This is a genomic window from Pseudomonas sp. BR20, assembly GCF_050780135.1.
Classification (GTDB): Bacteria; Pseudomonadota; Gammaproteobacteria; order Pseudomonadales; family Pseudomonadaceae; genus Aquipseudomonas.
Map to the genome: position 1 here is coordinate 3,341,907 of NZ_CP172012.1, position 19,204 is coordinate 3,361,110.

Below are 19,204 nucleotides of genomic sequence, written 5' to 3' on the forward strand. Positions count from 1 at the left end.
CGGAGAACAATAATGAACAAACCTGCGCTGCAACAGACACCCGATGGTTTCTACCTGAACCGCACGCCCTGGTTCGCCTTTATCCTGCTGTGCAGCATCTTTGCCCTGTGGGCCGCGGCGGCGAGCATGAACGACGTGCTGATCGCACACTTCAAGAAGGCGTTTTTGCTCAGTGATTTCCAGACCGCCTTTGTGCAATCGGCGTTTTACCTGGGCTACTTTTTCGTGGCGATTCCGGCGGCGATGGTGGTGCGTCGTTTCAGCTACAAGAGCACGATCCTGATCGGCTTGCTGCTGTACATGTTCGGTTGCCTGCTGTTTTTCCCGGCGGCGTCAACGGCCAAGTACGGCATGTTCCTGCTGGCGTTGTTTGTGATTGCCGCCGGCCTGTCGTTCCTGGAAACCGCCTGCAATACCTACTCGACCCTGATGGGCCCGCGGGAAACCGGGACGCGGCGCTTGAACATCTCGCAGACTTTCCACCCCTTCGGCGCGATGGCCGGGGTGTACGTCGGCAGCTTCGTGATGTTCAAGGACACCGACGCCACCACGGAACAACTGACGCAGATGAGCGCCTCCGAGGCCGCTGTGCAGCAGTTGCAAATGATCCAGTCCACGCTGTTGCCCTACAAGTGGATGATTGCCGTGCTGGTGCTGATGTTTATCCTGGTCGCCATCACCCGATTCCCCGCCTGCAAGGGCAATAAACCCGCTGACAGCAAGCCTGGCAGCCTGCGCCAAAGCCTGGGTCGGTTGTGGCGTAACCCGCGTTTTACCTTTGGCGTATTGGCGCAGTTTCTCTACGTGGGCGCGCAGGTCGGCGTGTGGAGTTTCACCATTCGCCTGGCCATGCAAATGGGTGGAATGAACGAGCGCAGCGCTTCATGGTTTTTGCTGACCACCTTTGCCGCCTACTTTGTCGGCAAGATGATCGCCAACCTGTTGATGCGCCGCCTGCACCCGGCCAAGGTCCTGGCGATCTACGGTGTGCTGTGCATTGTGCTGCTGGCCTACACCATTCTGGTGCCGAACATTTCGGCGGTGTATGCAGCGGTCGGCGTGAGTATTTTCCTCGGCCCGTGCTGGCCGACCATTTACGGCCTGACCATCGATGGCCTGGGTGAAGACACCGGCGTCGGCGGTTCATTGCTGGTGATGAGCATCGTAGGCGGCGGGGTGATTCCAATCTTCCAGGGCCTGTTGTCCGACGCCAGCGGCGGCAACATGCAACTGGCTTACAGCGTGCCGTTGCTGTGCTTTATCGTGATCGTGATGTATGCGCTCAAATGCATGCGCCAATCCGCGACCTTGCCTTCGGGCGCAGCAGCGGCGGTGGCCTCATGAACACGCGTATCCCGCTGTATCCCGCGGTGTTTAGCGAGCAGGAAAAGATCCTGTTGCAGTCTGAGGATTTCAAGGTGAGCGCCTGGACCTACCCGTCCGGCGTGCTGGCCGTGAGCCTGGAGAACAGCCGTGGACGCCTGGTGGTGCTGCCTTATCAAGGGCAGATGATCTGGTCGGCGGTGTTCGACGGCTGCGACCTGACCATGAGCAACCTGTTCGAGCAACCTCGGCCCAGCCCGACGGTCATCGATACCTATGGCTGCTTCATGTTTCACAGTGGCCTGCTGCGCAACGGTTGCCCGGCGCCGGATGACACCCACGCCTTGCATGGCGAAATGCCTTGCGCCCCGATGGACTCGGCGTGGCTGGAAATCGGCGAGGGCTTTGTGCGCCTGGGCGGTCGCTATCAATACGCCAAGGGCTTCGGCGATCGCTACCGGGCGTGCCCCAGCGTGACCCTGCGCGCCGACTCGGCTTTGTTCGATATCGACATGGAGGTGACGAACCTGGCCGGCAAGCCTATGGAGTTGATGTACATGGCCCACATGAACTACGCCTTTGTTGCCGATGCGCGGTTTGTCGAGCCATTGGGCATGCAGCGCCTGCGCCTGCGTACCAGTATTCCTGACCACGTCAAGCCGACGCCGGACTGGAGCGCCTACATGGCGCAATTGGCTGAGCAGCCCGGGCAGTTGACGTGTCTCGATAAGCCGGCGTTGTACGACCCTGAAATCGTGTTTTTCTTCGACGGCGTCGGCACAGATGCCACCGGCCAGGCGCATTTCCTGCTGGATCACCCCGATGGCGCGGCGTTCTACACCCGCTATCTGCCCGAACAATTCGAGCACGCCGCACGCTGGATCCTGCACACGCCGGATCAGCAAGTGGCGGCGTTCGTGCTGCCATCCACGTGCGAACCCGAGGGCTATAACGCCGAGAAAGCCAAAGGCCACGTGCGTCTGCTGGCGGCGGGAGCCAGCGCCTCGTTCAGTGTGACCACCGGTTATCTGAGTGCGCAGGAACGGTTGCGGTTGCTGGGTTAAACCAGCAATTGCGCGCCGTGGGCCTGGATGGCTTCCTTGTAGCTGCGGGGGATTTTCTTGTCGCTGACCACGTACTGAAAGTCCTCCAGGGTGGCGAAGTGAGCCGTGCGCACCGTGTCGAACTTGCTGAAGTCGGCGAGCAACACGCGTTGCTGGGCCTGGCGCATGACCTTTTGCTTGACCTCGACCTCGTTGAAGTTGAAGCACGTCACGCCGAATTCCTGGCTGACACCCGCGGCAGTCACGAAGGCCCAGGTCAGGCGCACGCTGTCGAGGATGCTGCTTTCGGCCGTGTTTTCAAACACCTGGTTCTTGCGGTGAAAGGTCCCGCCGCACAACACGATGTGGCAGTTGGGCTTGCCATGCAGCTTAAGCAGCACGTTCAGCGAGCTGCACACCGCAGTGAATTCCAGCTCATCGGGGATGAAGTCAATCACAAAGGGGGAGGTGGTGCCGCAGTCGAAAAACACCGTGTCACCGGGCTGGATCAGCCGCGCGGCGAGTTTGCCGATGCGGCGCTTTTCCTCGACGTGACGCGTGTCCTGCTCGGCAACCCGGTAATCGCTGACCTCGCTGCCGACGCGGGTGATGTAGCCACCCAGCAGGCGCAGGTGATCGCTGAAGTGGTTGAGATCGCGGCGCAGGGTCATCTCCGAAACCTCCAGCAGCGCCGCCATTTCCCTCAGGTGAATGGCGTTCTGGTCCTGCAAGGCTTGTTGGATAAGCTTGAGTCGCTCGGCTTTTCTACTGTCCACGAGTATTCCAGGGCTTGATTGTTTGTGTTAGATAAGTAACATTTAGTGTTATTATTGTAACGTATTAGTGTGAGCGCTGTGACAGGCGGCACACGATCATTCGCAACATACAGGCAAGGGCTCGTTAAATGAACACTCTTCAACCCGCAGCATTGGCCAAGTACATCGATCACACCTTGCTGGCTCCCGATGCCTCCCGTGAGCAGATTCGCACCTTGTGCGAGGAAGCCCGGGAGCACGGTTTTTATTCGGTGTGCCTGAACTCAGGGCAGGTGCCTTACGCCGCATCGTGCCTGGCCGATGACAGCGTGGTGATTTGTGCCGTGGTGGGCTTTCCTCTGGGCGCCGGCCTGAGCGACACCAAGGCCTTCGAAGCCGAACAGGCGATTGCCGCCGGGGCAGGGGAGATCGACATGGTGCTCAATATCGGCTGGTTGAAGGACGGTTTGCTGGAGGCGGTGCGCGAAGACATTGCGTTGGTTCACAAGGCGTGCGGCGCCGTGCCGTTGAAGGTCATCCTGGAAACCTGCCTGCTTGATGACGAAGAGAAGGTCCAGGCCTGTAAAATCTGCCGGGACTTGGGGGTGGCGTTCGTCAAGACGTCCACCGGGTTCAGCCGAGGCGGTGCCACCGCCGAAGACGTGGCCCTGATGCGTAAAACCGTGGGCGCCGGGGTTGGGGTCAAGGCTTCCGGGGGCGTGCGCGATTATCCGACGGCACTGAAGATGATTGAAGCCGGGGCAACACGCTTGGGCAGCAGTTCGGGGGTTGCGATTGTCGGCGGGGCGATGACGGCGGCGAGTGGTTACTGAGCTTCGGGCCGACGCTTGGTGACCTGTAGGGAAATCCCGACAGCCTTCGCAAATCATTAGAGCAATATCGGGATTTCCTCATGGCTCTTTGCTATATGTCACGCTAGAGTGATTGGAAGATTTAATGAAGTCTTGATTTCTCCGGCCTCGGCCGAGGCCGCAGGACACTTCATACCTGTGGAGTGCACCATGAAAGTTCTAATCGCCGATGACTCATCCATGTCCCGCAAGATGGTCTTGCGTTCCCTGCCTGAATCACTGACCGAAGATGTTCGCCAAGCCTGTAATGGTGCCGAGGTGATGGAGGCCTACCACGCCGGGCACGTCGATCTGCTTTTTCTCGACCTCACCATGCCCGTCATGGACGGTTTCCAGACGCTGGAGGCGCTCAAGCGCGAAGACGCGAATGTGGTCGTCGTGGTGATCAGCGCAGACATCCAGCCCCTCGCCAGGCAGCGCGTATTCGACCTGGGCGCTGCTGCATTCGTCGCCAAGCCAGTTACGGCAGAAGCCGTACTCAATGCTTTGCACGTCATAGGAGTGCTTTGATGGAAACCTTGGCCGAGCTCACCGAAGACCAACGTGACGCCCTGCAGGAACTGATGAACATCGCCATGGGACAGGCGGCCGAGCGACTGGCCCTGCTGACCAATACCATGGTGACGCTTTCGGTTCCTTTTATTCACCCGCTGATTCGGGAACAGAATAACCTGGCGATCCCGGAGCATCTGCGCCGAAGCTTCATGATTGTCACCCGTCAGTCTTTCCTGGGGGAGTTACGCGGAGAAGTGTTCGTGTGTTTTGGCGCCATGGGGGCAGATGAGCTGGCCGACCTGCTGGGCTACAAGGGCGGCGGCCTGGCCCAGCAGGACGAGTTGATGCTTGATGTCACCAATATCCTGACCGGCGCCTGCATCAGTGGCCTGGCAAGACAGGTGGCGACTCAAGTGAGCTATGACGCACCCTCCATTCTTGTCCACAGGGAGCAGGAAGCGAATGCACTGGATGAATTGAACCTGAATGAACACCTTGCGATGGTGTTGGAAATCCGCTTCGAGGTTCAGGCTCATCAATTCTCCTGCGACCTGCTGATCTGCATCACTGAACGTACAGCAGGCGTTGTCGTTCGGGCCATTGATCGTTTGCTGGACGAGCTTTGAAGGGGGCTCCCATGACAGACAATAAGGCAATCTCCCGGGAAACCCTTGAGTCGATGCTCAAGGCCATCAACATGGGCGTGCTGCTGGTCGACCAGGACTGCAAGGTGCTGTTCTCCAATCACTTTATGTCCATCAACAGCGGCCGCAGCGCTGAAGAACTGATCGGCCGTACGCTGTTCGAAGCTTTTCCGGAACTGCCGGAAGTCTGGACCCGGCAGAAAATCAACAGCGTCATGACTCTGCAAAACTTTGCTTTCACTTCGTGGCAGCAACGTCCGCACCTGTTCAATTTCGAAAGCACCCGACCCATCAGTGGCATGGTCCGGCACATGTATCAGAACTGCACCTTCTTCCCCGTGCAAGATGCCGATGGCAGCAATCTTGGCGTGGGCCTGGCCATCAGTGACACGACCGATACCGCTGCGCGTCAACTCGAGCTGACGCACCTCAACCAGTTGCTGGAAGAAGAAAAGGGCGCCCAGGCGCTGCTTATCGCGCGGCTCGAAGAGGCACAGGCGCAGTTGCTGCAGTCCGAGAAAATGGCCGCGATAGGGCAACTGGCTGCCGGCGTGGCCCACGAGATCAATAACCCGATCGGTTTCGTTTGTTCCAACGTCAACAGCCTGCGCCGTTACCTCGTGGACATCTTCGCGCTGCTCGAGGCCCATGAACAGGCGACCGATGACAGGCATGCCAGTGCTCATCCCGAGCTTGCGGTGATGCGGGACAAGATGGATTACACCTTCATGCGCCAGGACATCGACGACCTGCTGGCCGAGTCGGCCGACGGGCTTGACCGGGTCACTCGCATAGTCAAGGACTTGCGCGAGTTCTCCCATGTCGACAGTTATGAATGGCAGTTGGCCGATCTGCACAAGGGGCTGGACAGCACCCTCAACGTTATCTGGAACGAGATCAAGTTCAAGGCTCAGGTGATCAAGTGCTACGGCGATGTCGAGCCCATCGAATGCATGGGCTCACAGATCAATCAGGTTTTCCTGAACTTGCTCATCAATGCAAGCCATGCCGTGGGTGCCGACGGCGAAATCACCATTAGCAGCGGGAGGGAAGACGGCGGCGTGTTCGTCGAGATCGCCGACAACGGTCATGGCATTCCCCTTGAAATCCAGAACCGGATATTCGAACCGTTCTTCACAACCAAGCCGGTGGGCATGGGGTCGGGCCTTGGCCTGTCGTTGTCGTACAGCATCATGGTCAAGCACCATGGACGGCTCACCGTCGAAAGTGAGCCGGGCAGGGGGAGTCGCTTCCGCGCGTGGTTACCATTACGCCAGCCGGTGATACAGGCTGTCTCTACTTGCGCCGTTGAAGGACGCTGATCATGAATAGGCTGTCTTCCAGCGTAAAACGGCATACCGTCATGCTGGTGGATGATGAAGAAAGTATCCTCAACAGCCTCCGACGCCTGCTGCGCGCAAAGCCTTACGACTTGCTTCTGGCCACGAGCGGGGCCCAGGCGCTGAGTCTTTTCGAACAACATCCTGTCGACCTGATCGTCTGCGACGCGCGCATGCCGTTCATGGACGGACCGACCTTGCTGCGCGAGGTGCATAGGCGCGATCCGCAATGCGTAAATATCCTGCTGACCGGTTATGCCGATATGAGCATGATCACGCAGGCGCTCAACGATGGGTATGTGTTCCGTTACATCAGCAAGCCCTGGAATGATGAAGAGCTCAAGCTCACTCTCGATCAGGCTCTGGAAATGAAGAGAGCGTCCGGTGAGCGTAACCCTCCGAATACGCCCCCAACCCTATAACTCAACTAAATGACTATTTAGTTTAGTTATTCTTTTTGTTTTTTTTGTGGGCGGCATAGGGCAGTTTAATCGTTGTCACCCAACCGTGGACTGTTGGTATTCTTAACGTCTGAAACATTCAACTCGTAAAGGAATACCCGATGCCAATATACCTCGCTGCCGAATCAGAACTGCACGTGGGTCAAAACTCATTCACAGAAGCACCTGCGGAAGAAGGAACTTGCGTTGTCGTATTCGAAGACGACGAAGACACCGGCTATTTCTACGCTCTGGATACAGCGGCTGAAAGCAACCCGATTCAAGACGCGCTGCATATCTACAACGTCGCGGACGTTTCAGACAAACATAAACCCTCCAGTTTGAAGATCGGTTGGTCCGTTGATCACACCAAGGCCGTGTTGCTAATCAACGATTATCCGCATGCCATATTCGATTTTACGGCGAAACAAGGCTATTGCCGTACCGGGTTCCCACCGCACACTGGCAATGGTTGGTCTGAACATGGCCACGATTGGGATGATGCTGCGCTTGAACTGTTCGCATGAGTATGAGGATGAGCCTGGGTTAGCCAGGCTTTTTCTTCTGTGCAAAGGATCCACCAGGTTTAACGGGCAGGCAGCGCCACAGCGAGTGTCGTCATCGTGTTTTTCCACCAGGCGAGAAACACGGGTGTCCGCTTGGTGAAAAGCGCCAAGCCAGAGGCCAACGAGGATATTCTCTTGGTTCGCATAATGTATATTATGTTAAATAAGGTGCTATGTCAGATATGTTCATGTGTTGTCCAATCTGCCTTCCCTCTCCTCGGCCAACCCGAAGAAAACCGCTCGCCTTAATCCTGCCCAGCTCCCGCTGCCATTCTCAGTATCGCCGACCAGACCAATCTGCTTGACCTGAACGCCGCGTTTTGCCGTAGTGGCTGACGAAGTTCGCACCAAGGCTTCACGCACGCCTGCTTAAACTGGGGCACTCGGGCACTCGGGCCTTGGCGGGAGGAATCTGTTGACGCGCCTGCTCGACGGCGGGAGAAGACTAGCTAAAGCCCGCCCCTTAACCAAACGTTAGGCACTATGAACATACTTCTCAGTGAATCAAGATTCATGAGTGTGTTCCCGGAACGCTTACGTACTCGGCACCGTGAATCCGGCTTCACGTCGCGGACTTCACCCTTAATTTCATGCAGCAACTGGATGTAACTCAGGTACCGCCATGATAGCGCTCGAAGCGTTTAAGGGAGAAAGACGAGAGATCCAAGTCGGTCGAACCGCGTATGCACCACTGTGCAAACGCCTCGCCCAACGCGGCGGAATGTTTGAAGCCGTGACCGGAACAGGCGGACACCACCAAGGTGTGCTGCCACGACGGATGCTCATCGATAATGAAATGGCGATCCGGCGTCACGGTGTAGGCGCAGACAGCAGACTTGACCACGTTCGAGGTAACACCGACGATGCGGCCGCGCACCTGGTGCTCATACATGTCCCGCTCTTCCGCCGACGAGACCGTACGATCCATTGTTTGCGGCAACGAAGTAGTGTGGTATTGCGCGGTGGCGATTTTCAGGCTGCCCTCGCCGTGTAATGCGGGAAAGCCGTAGTTGATTTTGTCGTCGCCACGGCCGTGAGTGAGGATAAACGTCGGTGAGTGATCCACCAGCTCGGCGCCCTCCTCCAGCCCGAACCAGAACAGCTTCTGCCGGTAGACGCTGAGCAGGCTGTCAAACGGCTCGCCCAGCAAACCGCCGCTCCAGTTGCCGGCGCTAATCACGAGCTTGTTTGCAAAGAGCGTGCGCAGATTCGTAGTGACATGGACTCCCTGCTCATTCGAGCTAATCCCAGTGACGGTTTCGCCTTTGTAGAGGATTGCTCCGTGTTGCTCGGCCAACTTGAGCTGCACATCGATGCAACGTTCAGGACGTACAAAACCTCCACCTGGCTCGAAATAGCCGATGGCAGTGTCGTGTACGTTGGCAAATTGTGGAAAGCGCTGGCGAATCTGGTCGGCGGATAAAACGTCGTGCTCGATGCCATAGGCCTGTGCTAGGCCGATGGTGCGCAATGTGAAGTCGGTTTTATCGTTGGGGTCAAATTCGGGACTCGAAGTCAGAACCAATAGACCCGACTGTTCGAACAGCGACTCCCCTGACAATTGCTCAAGCTCGCGCCAGATGCGGTGGGAATTGCGCACAATGGGAACGTACTGCGCGCCCTCACCCACCGAAAGCCGGGTAATACGCGTATCGCCATGGCTGGAGCCCAGGTTGTGAGGTGGGTGGTGGCGGTCGATACCAACAACATTCGCCCCCGCCTTCGCCAACTGATACACCGTAGCGGCCCCCATGGCCCCCAACCCCAATACCACTACATCACACCGCTCGGACATCAACTCTCACCTGTCAAAAAGAAGCCAGTTGAAAGGGAAACCGATTAAGAATCAACGACTAAAAGAGCATATGCATATTATCAACCGAGCATCACCGACCGCTCTGCCGCTGCAATACATCGGTAAGGCTTCGATCCTTCGCTTCTGGTCATCGTCAACTGCAATTACGTTGGGTCGATTTAAAACTGTCATAAGTAATATTTAGCTGGCAGTGGATTTCTCGCGGCGCACCGCACAGACGGAGCGCAACCCTTCCGGCCCTGAACAGCAAATCAACGTGTGATCCATGTGGTCTACGCAGTGCTGAGGCCAAACACGCGCCTCTCCCGGCAACACAGGATAGGCCGCCTGCCTGCATACCGTTGAGCTATCAGAGGAATAGAAAAAACAACATCATAATGATGGCACTGTCTGATACCGTGCACATAAACACAGCCACTCCGAGGATTGTCATGGGCGCAGGCGCTCCTATTCCGCCGAATGAAATTGAACGGCTTAAAGAGGTCGCGAAATTTTGTCCAGCTGACAGCGAGTACGATACTGTCTTCGATAAAATCGTCGAGATGGCTTCTGCTTACTTCAACGCACCCATAGCGCTGATTTCGATCGTCGATGAGCATCAGCAATGGTTCAAGGCGCGCGTAGGGCTTAAAGAGACGCAGACACCACGAGAAATGTCCTTCTGCGCTTACTCGACGCTGGATAACGCCCCGCTGGAGGTATTGGACGCGACGCTTGATCCCCGTTTTAAAGACAATTCCCTGGTAACGGGGCCTCCGTATATTCGTTATTACACGGGCACCCCACTGATTACCGAAGAGGGTTTTACGCTGGGAAGCCTGTGCATCATTGATACAGTCTCACGCGCCGCTATGGGTGAGCGTGATAGCGCGATGCTCAGCGGTTTTGCTGAACTGGTGATGATGCGCATCCACAGCATGCGCTCTCGAAACTTCGTCGACCAACCCACAGGGTTATTTAATCGACTCCGGTTTGAGGAGGATATACGCCAAGCGCTCAAGACCCACAGCGCGTGCCAAGCGTATGCGGTTGACATCATCTCGCCAAAGTTCCTCAACGATATTGTGAAGGCGCTGGGTTACAGTTTTGCCACAGATTTGGTCCTGGCAATCAAAGCGCGCCTACAAAAACTGTTACCGCCACAGTGTCTACTTTATAAAATTAGCCCGACGCGGTTTGGTTTCCTCCTTGAGGAGGATCAAACGGCCGAGCACATTTGTGAAAACATCCTCAAGGACTTCAAAAAGCCTGTCGAATGCCACGCCATCCCCATACTCATGCAAGTTGGGATTGGCGTCCTGCCTATTCATAGCTCAGGGCTCCAGCAAGACTGGCTTCGCCTGGTGGTCAGCGCTGCGGATGAGGCGCGTGACCGCAGGCTGGGATGGTCGCGCTATGAACCCCATTTTGATGCGGCTCAACAACGCGCGTTCATGTTGTTGAGTTCGTTGCCGGAGGCGGTCAGCGCCGACAAACAGTTCAGCCTGGTGTACCAGCCAAAAATCAAACTGCCCTCAGGACGGTGTCATTCAGTAGAAGCACTATTACGTTGGGCACATCCTTTACTGGGGCCCATCAGCCCTGCTGAATTCATACCCTTGGCTGAAAAAACCGCACTCATACCCTCTGTTGGATTGTGGGTGCTCAACGCAATCATCCAGCAAGCGGTTATTTGGAAAGCGCAAGGTGTGCGCCTGCGGATAGCGATGAACATTACCGTCAGCGATCTTGAAAGCGCCGAATTCGTCGACGCGATGATCCATGAGATTCAACAGCACGGCCTGGACCCCGCTGGCTTTGAACTTGAGTTTACCGAAAGCATGCTCATGACCAACCCTGAAGAAGTCATCCGGCAACTGGAGCGTGTCCGTAAGTTTGGCGTAGAGGTTGCTGTTGATGACTTTGGCACCGGCTACAGCAACTGGGCTTATTTGAAGGAGCTCCCGGCCAATACTGTCAAGCTTGACCAATCTCTGATCAGCGGGCTGGGCAGCAATCAAAATGACAAGCAACTGGTTAAAACCCTGATCGGACTGGCTAAGGGGCTCGGCTACCAGGTGGTTGCAGAAGGCGTAGAAAATCAAGAAATCCTGGACCTGTTAATACAGTGGGGATGTTCCGAAGCACAGGGTTATTTGATAGCCAAGCCTATGAGCGCCGATGCATTAGAAGCCTGGATAGCACAACGAATCGATGGAGGTCGGGGCCGGTAGAATGACTGCCGGGGACGCGCAAGCAAGGACTCTGTAGATCGCGGACATCACCTGCATCGTTGCGTCTTCGATCGTTCCTTCATTACGACATACAACCCAACCGTGATCTGCACTCGCTCGCTCGAATGCCTGGGTACACGCGCTATGTTCTTCCAGCTTATGGATCACCGTGCTGCTCAGCCCACGCCGTCGTGTTGCTGCCCTCGCCCATGAAATCTCAGGGGCAGTGACAATCCCGACATGCAGGTCTGGCACTCGCACGTTTCGATCAATGTTCAACTGCAGGATCTCTGCAAACGGAATTATGCGGCGAAACGCAGCATCCGACGGGTACCAGCGATCGATCAGGATGATGCTGCCTGGTGGCTGTTTAGCCAGCACCTGCTGGGAAATCCAGGCACGGCTGTCAGCAAAGCGTTCACACACCCGCAGCTCCAACTCCCGAGAGGGACTTCTGACGATCTGGTTAACAAGCGCCATTGTTCCCTCCCGGTAGGGATCGCTTTTTCTCTCGCAAAGCCGGATCACCTTTTTGTTATCTGCCCTCAGTGCTTTCGTAACGGCCTCCAACAGCGTGGTTTTGCCGGTTCCCTTGGGCCCATCCAGAGAAACAAACAGCGGACGATTCATTCTTCACTTAACAATTGATATACCGTTTTTTTTGCCCTGTCCGGACGCTGGAACCGCTCAGTGCGACTACGCGAAGGACCTATGAACAGAAAGTGATGAACACTCTACCCTTATTTTGGCTCACGGGTCCCAAAGTGCTACCTGAGTCTGATGCGCAAGATCTACGCGTTTTCCGCCGCTGGCAAAAGCGATGCTCCCCGGCGGTGTCATTGCAAGTGCCGAACACCCCGTCGCGCGTTTAACGTATGCACATTCACAAGTAATTTTCCCAGCCCATAGGTATGCTCCGCGTTTATTGCCGATCACTGATACCGGGATGCCAGCCCAAGTCTCTGCTGCTCAGTCGCAGTTTATGGAGCCGTATCCTCAAGGACGCTTGAACGATGAGTACCCTCACGCTGGACATCAGCAACCTGACGCCACTGCCTTACCACCAGCACGTAGTCGACTACCTGAAAACCAGTGAGCCCGCCGTGTGGAGTTGGGCTTCGTCCCTGGGCGTCCAGCAGGAACACACCCAGGATGTTCGCGCGCAATTGCTGCGAGACACCTATCGTCTCAGCCCCGAGACCCACCCGCAGGCCTATCAGGCGTGTGAAACGGCTTTGCAGCATTTGCAGATCCAGGCACCCGCCACTTTGTACCAGGCCGGTGATGGCGCGATGAATGCGAGCCTTTATTACCTGGCCGGTGAAGTGCATGTGGTTTTTTACGGACCGATTCTTGAGCGGCTCGATGCCCAGGAGTTACTGGCGTTGCTGGGGCACGAGCTGGCCCATTACCGATTATGGTCGGAGCACGACGGTGACTATCTCACTGCCGAGCGCATTCTCAATCACGCAATGGCCGATGCGTATACGCCGCCAAGCCTGGAGCAGACCGCGCGCTTATACAGCTTGCACACCGAAATCTACGCCGACCGGGGCGCGGCGTTGGTAGCCGGCGGGCCAGAGGCGTCAATTACCTCGCTGGTCAAGGTACACACCGGGATTGTCAGTGTCGATGCGGCCAACTATTTGCAGCAGGCCCGCGAGCTGGATGGCAAGGATGCGCAGTTGTCTCAGGGCGTGTCGCATCCGGAGACGTTTCTACGCTCCCAAGCAGTCGACAGTTGGTGGCGGCAGGTCCCGGATACAGAGGCGTGGCTGCACCGCCGTCTACGCGGGCCGTTGTCGCTCAATCGCCTGGATGTGACCGACCAGGTCGAGCTGACCGCCCTCACCCGTGGCTTTATCGCCAGCTTTATCGGCGCAGCGGTGTTGCAGTCGGAGGTTGTACTCAATCAAGTGCGTGGCTTCTTCCCCGACTGGAAGGACAATGAAGTACCCCTGGACCTTGGTACGCTGAACGCCGAACGTATCGACGCGAGCATCCACGAATACCTGCACTTCATCATGCTCGACCTGTGCCTGGTCGACCGCGACCTGCGGGATGAAGCATTGCTGCATGCCGCGCGCACCGCGAAGAAAATCGGCAGCGCCGACGACTTTATCAGCGTACTCAAGCGCGATATCAAATTTCCAAAACGTGAGCTCGACCCGATCGTTCGTGCGCTCAAAGCGGAGGTCGACACATGGACCCAATAACCCCAACCGTCACGTTCACTCAATTGCTGCAGAGCCACGATGGTGCCGCCGTGCCCATCGATGATGTGCTGTTCCTGGCGCTGCCCCTGCTGCGCCAGGTAGCGCAACTGCATGAACTGGGGCGTGTCGCCCAACTCGGTTACCTTGATGTAATACAAGGGCCAGAGCGCTCTCTGCAACTGCGTAACCCCGAGGGCGTGACGCCGCGCCTGGCGCTGGACGCGATCAAGCAGGTGCAGCCCAATCCGGAATCGGCGCTGAATATTGTCGGCAAGGTCCGCCTGATCCGGGATTCTGAAAGTGGCGTGGCCATTACCGACCTGCAAGTCCAGGAAGACCCGCACCAGGCTATCGACCACCCGGTGTTCCTCACAGAGTTGCACACTTGGGAGCATCGTCTCGGGCATCACGACGAAATCACCGATATTTTCCAGCTCGGCCAGTTGCTGGCGTGCCTGGCCTGCGGCTTGGACTTTGCCGACATCAACGACCTCAAGACGTTTGCCCGGCACCGGCGCAATCTGTTCCAGCTCAATGGCCGGCTCAACCCGGTGCTGGCCAATCTGATCGTCGAGATGACAGAGCTTAACCGCCATGAGCGTGCCACGGATGTCGGCTCGCTGGTACGGCGCCTGGAGTCCTGGCGCGAGCAGCCGGCCAGCCTGGATGTCGAGCGTGTGCTGGCCCAGGCCGAAGGGCCGGCTTCACGGCGCACCGTCGTGCTGGAACACCTGCGCAACCGGCTATTCGACCTGTCGCGGCGCAATCGTCTGCTGCACTTCCGGCCCACCCAAGCCAACGTCAACCTGACCGTCGCCAGCGTACCGCTGGTGATGCGTATTGAAAGCATCCGCCCCGAAGCATTGTGCACCTGGCAGCCGACCTTCGGCGGTTTCTCCGAGCAGGTACTGAGCGGCAAGCCCGTTGGCCTGCAGCAATGGCTGCGCTTTGAAGACCAGACCTGGCTGCAGGCGTCCCTGGAACGCATCATCCAGGAAACCCGCCGCGACCGCGCCGAGTTCGGTTTCAGCAACCTACGCCTTGTGGTGGCCTTCATGCGCTGGCACAACCTCAAGGACACGCCGGAAGAACGCATTGTCACCCCGCTGCTGTGGCTGCCGGTGGAACTGAGCCGCAAGAAAGGTGTGCGCGATCAGTTCATGTTGCAGTGCGATGAAACCGAGGCTGAATTCAACCCGGTACTGCGCCATCAGTTGCGTCAGCTCTACGATATCCAGTTGCCGGAAACCGTCGACCTGCAAAAGACCTCTCTGGAAGACATCCACGCTGATATTGCGCGCCAGATCAAGCTGACCGAGCCCGGCGTTGAGCTGCGCCTGCAAAGCAAGCCGCAAATCGAACTGATCCACCAAAAGGCCGTGCAGCACCTGCACCACTTCCAGCGCCGTCGCGCACGTCAGCGCTCGGCCATGCCGTTGGTGAAGCCGGACTTCAGCTACGATCGCGAAGATTACCGCCCGCTGGGCCTGCAACTGTTCCAGCAAAAAGTGCTGCCCAGCGAGTTGCCGCTGCGCCTCGCGGTCGGCGCTAAACCCTCGCTGCGCACCCAGCATCCGCAGATGGTCGCCAGCAGCACCGAAAACAGCACCTTCGCCATGCCCGAAAACCAGGGGCACCGCTACGCATGGGACATCGACCTGACCCAAGTGACACTGGCCAACTTCAACTATCGCAAGATGTCGCTGGTGCGCGACTACGCGCAGCTGATCGACGACCCGGCCCAAAACGAAGCGTTTGACCGGATGTTCTCCATCGAACCGAAGGAGGTCGAAGTTCAGGCCCCGGAACCGATCCCGCTGCAGGAACAATGGAACGTAGTGGCCGGCGACGCTACGCAGAACGCTGCCGTCGCACTGGCCCGCACCGGGCGCAACTTCATCATTCAGGGGCCACCCGGCACCGGCAAGTCACAGACTATCACCAACTTGATCGCCGACTATGCGGGTCGCGGCTTGCGGGTCCTGTTCGTGTGCGAAAAGCGCGCCGCACTGGATGTGGTATTCCACCGTCTGCAACAGAGTGAACTGGGCGAATTGTGCTGCCTGATTCACGATTCCCAGACGGACAAAAAAGCCTTCGTTGGCAACCTGCGCGAGTGTTATGAGCGCTGGATTGCCGGCGATGCCCAATCGCCCCAGCTACAAGCACGACGCAGCGCCACGCTGAGCACCCTAAGCCAACAACTGGGCCTGATTGAGCGCTTTGAACAGGTTATGGCCGGTGTTCCAGAGACGCTGGCTTGCTCGGTGCGTGAGTTGGTGCGTCATCTGATCGAGCTGCCGGCTGTTGCAACAAAACTGCCACCCGAAGTTATGGAGCGGTTGCCCGAATGGCGTCACTGGCAGGCACACAGTGAGCTGACGGGGCGCGTGTATCAGGCGATCAACGAACGCTTTGGCCTCGACAGTTTCGCGCGTCACCCCTTCAGCCGCCTCGGCGCGAGCCTGGTCACCCACGAACACGCCTATGGTCAACTCAAGGCATTCCTGGATGAAGCCTGCAGGCTCATGGACAGTGTCGAGCAGTTTCTGGAGTCAGCGTCGAGCCTGCTTTCCACTGACACCCGCCTGGACGATGCGCGGGTACTGACCCAGGCTGCCGAACAACTGACCGGCGCCAATCTGGCCTCGCACCTCGACCTGCTGGAGCCGGGTTCACCGGGCTCCCAGGCGCTGCATGCGGAACAGGCGGCATTGCAGACCCTGGCCGTGCAGCAACACAACGCCAGTGAAGCCAACCATTTTTGGCGCGACAAACTCGCCCCCCAGGACACTGATGCTGCCCGGGAGCTGGTGCAGCGTCTGGAAGGTTCGCTGTTGCGTTGGCTGAAACCGTCCTGGTGGCGACTACGTGGCGAACTGCAACGACGCTATGACTTCAGCCAGCACGCGATCCGCCCAAACTATCGCAGCGTGCTCGACAACCTAGCCGGCGAACACCGCGCCACCGCCGAGCTGCAGGCCGAGCAGCAGCGGTTGCAAAGCCGCTACGGCGTCCGGGATATCGATGTGTTCGTGCAACACCTGCAAGCCCTGCTCCAGCAATTGAGCGCATCACCCTTATTGCGACAGTGGGTCGAAGGCCTGCGCGCAAATCCGAACGCCTTGGCCGGCGTGCGTCAGGAAGCCAGCCTGCACCAGTCATTGGCACGCCTGGCCGAGTTGGTTGCGCAACATTGTGCATTCGAACCGGCGCCAAGCTTGGGAGCGCTGGCTGAATACCTGCGCGACCTGCGTGAAGAAATCGACGAACTGCCCGACACCCTCCCTCTGCTCAATGAGCTGTACCAGGCCGATTCCGCCTGCCTGATGGCCATGCAACAGCACGCCCTGCCGCAACCGGCGCTGGATGGATTGATTGCCCAGGAGAACCTGAGCCGTTTGTATCGCGCCAACCCACAACTGGCACGCTTCGACGGCCCGGCGTTGAGCCTCGCAACCCGGCAGGTCAGCCAAGCTGAAAGAAACCTGCTCAAGCACAACGCCCATGTACTCAGTGCCACGCTGCATCAGCGCTTTCTGGAAAATGTGAAGCAGTCGGCGATGTCGGTGACCCAACTGGATGCCCAGGCCCGTGAGTTCAAGAAAGCCTATGCCAAGGGCCGCCGCGAACTGGAGCATGAGCTGGGCAAGACCATGCGTTACCGCTCCATCCGCGAAATGGCGAGCGGCGACAGTGGCCGGGTGATCAACGACCTCAAGCCCATTTGGCTGATGAGCCCGCTGTCGGTGTCCGACACGCTGCCACTGACGCCGGACCTGTTCGACGTAGTGATTTTCGACGAAGCCAGCCAGATCCCCAGCGAAGAAGCCGTGCCAGCCTTGAGCCGTGCGCAGCAGGTGATCGTGGTGGGCGACGAGATGCAATTGCCACCCACCAACTTCTTCTCCAGCGCAGGCGACCAGGACGATAACGAACTGGTTGCCATGGAAGACGGCGAGCAGATTGCGATCAACCTCGATGCCGACAGCCTGCTGAGCCAAGCCGCGCGTAATTTGCCGGCGACCTTGCTTGCCTGGCACTACCGCAGCCGCCATGAAGCGCTGATCAGCTTCTCCAACGCGGCCTTCTACGAAGGGCGGTTGATCACCATTCCCGACCGTCGCATCGAACGCCCTGCCCCTGCCCATGCGGCGCTGGACTCCACGGACGCCCAGCCAGTGATGCAGGGCGCCGACACGCTGCTCGACAGCCCGATCAGCTTTTTGAAGATGAACGATGGCGTTTACCTCAGCCGCAGTAACCTGGCCGAAGCGCGTTATATCGCCAACCTGGTGCGTGAACTGCTGCAACGTGAAACCGGCCTGAGCCTGGGGATCGTGGCTTTTTCCGAAGCCCAACAGGGCGCCATCGAGCAGGCTCTGGAGGACTTGGCCGCCAGTGACTCGGCCTTTGCCACACGCCTTGAGCGCGAGTATGTGCGTGAAGATGCCGGGCAGTTCAATGGCCTGTTCGTCAAAAACCTCGAGAACGTTCAGGGTGATGAACGCGACGTGATCATCCTGAGCATCTGCTACGCGCCCGGACCGAACGGCAAGATGCTGATGAACTTTGGCCCGATCAACCAGCGCGGAGGGGAAAAACGCCTCAATGTGATCTTCAGCCGTGCGCGCAAGCGCATGGCGATCGTTTCCAGCATTGAGGCAGAGGCCATCACCAACACCCACAACGACGGTGCCGCGGCACTGCGCGCTTTCCTGCAGTTCGCCCAGGCCAGCGCCAGTGGGGACGCGCTGCGCTCCCAGGGCATCCTCGCCAACCTCAACCCAGGCGCCAAGCAATCCTTTGCCGTCAGCCTGCCCAAGGACAGCCTGCGCGGAGCCATCGCGGTCGCGTTGCGCAAACGCGGGCATACGGTGCAGGAGTATGTCGGACGTTCGCAGTTCCGCTGCGACCTGGCGATCAGCGACGCCAGCGGTGAACACTTCAGCCTTGGCGTGCTGCTGGACGGCGATACCACGCACGCGACTGACGTGAGAGAGCGTTATATCTTCCGCCCGACCGTGCTGCGCAGTTTCGGCTGGAAGATTATCGACGTGCTCAGTCATGACTGGCTGCGGGATCCAATGGACGTGCTGAATCGTATTGAAGCGCTGCTAAGGAATGATGAGGCGCCCGCGCTTCCAGAGCCTGAACCGGAAGTGGAACCTGCAGCGGTTGAAGTCGAGCCGCCGCCGCCAGCCACTGAAGCGGCGATTCCGATGCGCGAGTTCACCTTTGGGGAAGGTAACTCCAACAAGTTCTGGCGTATCGGCGTTACAGAGGCAGAGGTCGTGGTGAGCTTTGGCCGTATCGGCACCAAGGGCCAGACCCTGATCAAGTCCCTCGACAGCCCCGAACGTGCAGAGCGCGAAGCGCAAAAGCTGATCGCGGAGAAACTGCGCAAAGGGTATCAGGAGCAGGCGGGGCTCGATCACACCGAGCCGCGCTGAGTCGATCCGGCATTGTGCACCCTCCTGC

13 protein-coding genes and 2 pseudogenes are annotated in these 19,204 nt (G+C 58.1%); 12 read left to right on the forward strand and 3 right to left on the reverse strand.

The features are described from left to right. The first annotated feature begins 12 nt into the window (after window positions 1-12). The gene (fucP, locus tag ACHPFG_RS15445; protein WP_131696278.1) at window positions 13-1,344 is read left to right on the forward strand and encodes an L-fucose:H+ symporter permease; all 1,332 of its coding nucleotides are present in this window, start codon (window positions 13-15) and stop codon (window positions 1,342-1,344) included. Beyond that, complete coding sequence (locus tag ACHPFG_RS15450) at window positions 1,341-2,387, forward strand: aldose 1-epimerase family protein (RefSeq protein ID WP_431699672.1); 1,047 nt, start codon at window positions 1,341-1,343, stop codon at window positions 2,385-2,387. The genes fucP and ACHPFG_RS15450 overlap by 4 nt, the downstream gene beginning before the upstream one ends. Here ACHPFG_RS15450 and deoR read toward each other — a convergent pair. Further along, window positions 2,384-3,142 (reverse strand): DNA-binding transcriptional repressor DeoR, encoded by a 759-nt coding sequence (gene deoR, locus ACHPFG_RS15455; protein ID WP_131696280.1) that lies wholly within the window; start codon window positions 3,140-3,142, stop codon window positions 2,384-2,386. The two genes, ACHPFG_RS15450 and deoR, sit on opposite strands and share 4 nt — an antisense overlap. Window positions 3,143-3,270: 128 nt before the next feature. Between deoR and deoC the strand changes: the two genes are divergently transcribed. The 7 genes and pseudogenes from deoC to ACHPFG_RS15490 all read left to right on the forward strand — a co-directional run. After that, window positions 3,271-3,954 carry a deoxyribose-phosphate aldolase gene (gene deoC / locus ACHPFG_RS15460; protein WP_131696281.1) on the forward strand — a complete coding sequence of 228 codons (684 nt, stop codon included), beginning with the start codon at window positions 3,271-3,273 and terminating at the stop codon, window positions 3,952-3,954. Between the two features lie 189 nt (window positions 3,955-4,143). Next, entirely contained in the window at window positions 4,144-4,503 is a 360-nt protein-coding gene (locus ACHPFG_RS15465) for a response regulator (RefSeq protein ID WP_131696282.1), read from the forward strand. Beyond that, window positions 4,503-5,114, forward strand: coding sequence for a chemotaxis protein CheC (locus ACHPFG_RS15470; protein WP_431699674.1), 612 nt, complete (start codon window positions 4,503-4,505; stop codon window positions 5,112-5,114). The genes ACHPFG_RS15465 and ACHPFG_RS15470 overlap by 1 nt, the downstream gene beginning before the upstream one ends. A gap of 11 nt (window positions 5,115-5,125) precedes the next feature. After that, window positions 5,126-6,454: an ATP-binding protein gene (locus ACHPFG_RS15475; protein ID WP_431699675.1), complete on the forward strand. Its 1,329-nt coding sequence runs from the start codon at window positions 5,126-5,128 to the stop codon at window positions 6,452-6,454. A gap of 2 nt (window positions 6,455-6,456) precedes the next feature. Continuing rightward, window positions 6,457-6,864: pseudogene (locus ACHPFG_RS15480) on the forward strand (response regulator); the annotation flags it as partial. Window positions 6,865-7,034: 170 nt separating this feature from the next. Continuing rightward, window positions 7,035-7,439 (forward strand): DUF2251 domain-containing protein, encoded by a 405-nt coding sequence (locus tag ACHPFG_RS15485; RefSeq protein ID WP_145337838.1) that lies wholly within the window; start codon window positions 7,035-7,037, stop codon window positions 7,437-7,439. A gap of 309 nt (window positions 7,440-7,748) precedes the next feature. Next, window positions 7,749-7,842, forward strand: a pseudogene (locus ACHPFG_RS15490) (hypothetical protein); the annotation flags it as partial. A 246-nt stretch (window positions 7,843-8,088) separates the two neighbouring features. Here the strand turns inward: ACHPFG_RS15490 and solA are convergent. Next, window positions 8,089-9,273 (reverse strand): N-methyl-L-tryptophan oxidase, encoded by a 1,185-nt coding sequence (gene solA / locus ACHPFG_RS15495; protein ID WP_431699676.1) that lies wholly within the window; start codon window positions 9,271-9,273, stop codon window positions 8,089-8,091. A 452-nt stretch (window positions 9,274-9,725) separates the two neighbouring features. On the opposite strand from solA, the gene ACHPFG_RS15500 reads away from it, so the two are divergent. Further along, window positions 9,726-11,507: a sensor domain-containing phosphodiesterase gene (locus tag ACHPFG_RS15500; RefSeq protein WP_431699677.1), complete on the forward strand. Its 1,782-nt coding sequence runs from the start codon at window positions 9,726-9,728 to the stop codon at window positions 11,505-11,507. Here the strand turns inward: ACHPFG_RS15500 and ACHPFG_RS15505 are convergent. Further along, window positions 11,460-12,137 carry a dTMP kinase gene (locus tag ACHPFG_RS15505; RefSeq protein WP_431699678.1) on the reverse strand — a complete coding sequence of 226 codons (678 nt, stop codon included), beginning with the start codon at window positions 12,135-12,137 and terminating at the stop codon, window positions 11,460-11,462. The genes ACHPFG_RS15500 and ACHPFG_RS15505 overlap by 48 nt on opposite strands. A gap of 383 nt (window positions 12,138-12,520) precedes the next feature. Here ACHPFG_RS15505 and ACHPFG_RS15510 point away from each other — a divergent pair, with 383 nt between their 5' ends. Next, complete coding sequence (locus ACHPFG_RS15510; RefSeq protein WP_431699679.1) at window positions 12,521-13,723, forward strand: M48 family metalloprotease; 1,203 nt, start codon at window positions 12,521-12,523, stop codon at window positions 13,721-13,723. Next, on the forward strand, window positions 13,711-19,176 hold the full coding sequence (locus ACHPFG_RS15515) for a WGR domain-containing protein (protein WP_431699680.1): 5,466 nt from the start codon (window positions 13,711-13,713) through the stop codon (window positions 19,174-19,176). Before ACHPFG_RS15510 ends, ACHPFG_RS15515 begins: the two co-directional genes overlap by 13 nt. Window positions 19,177-19,204 lie beyond the last annotated feature (28 nt).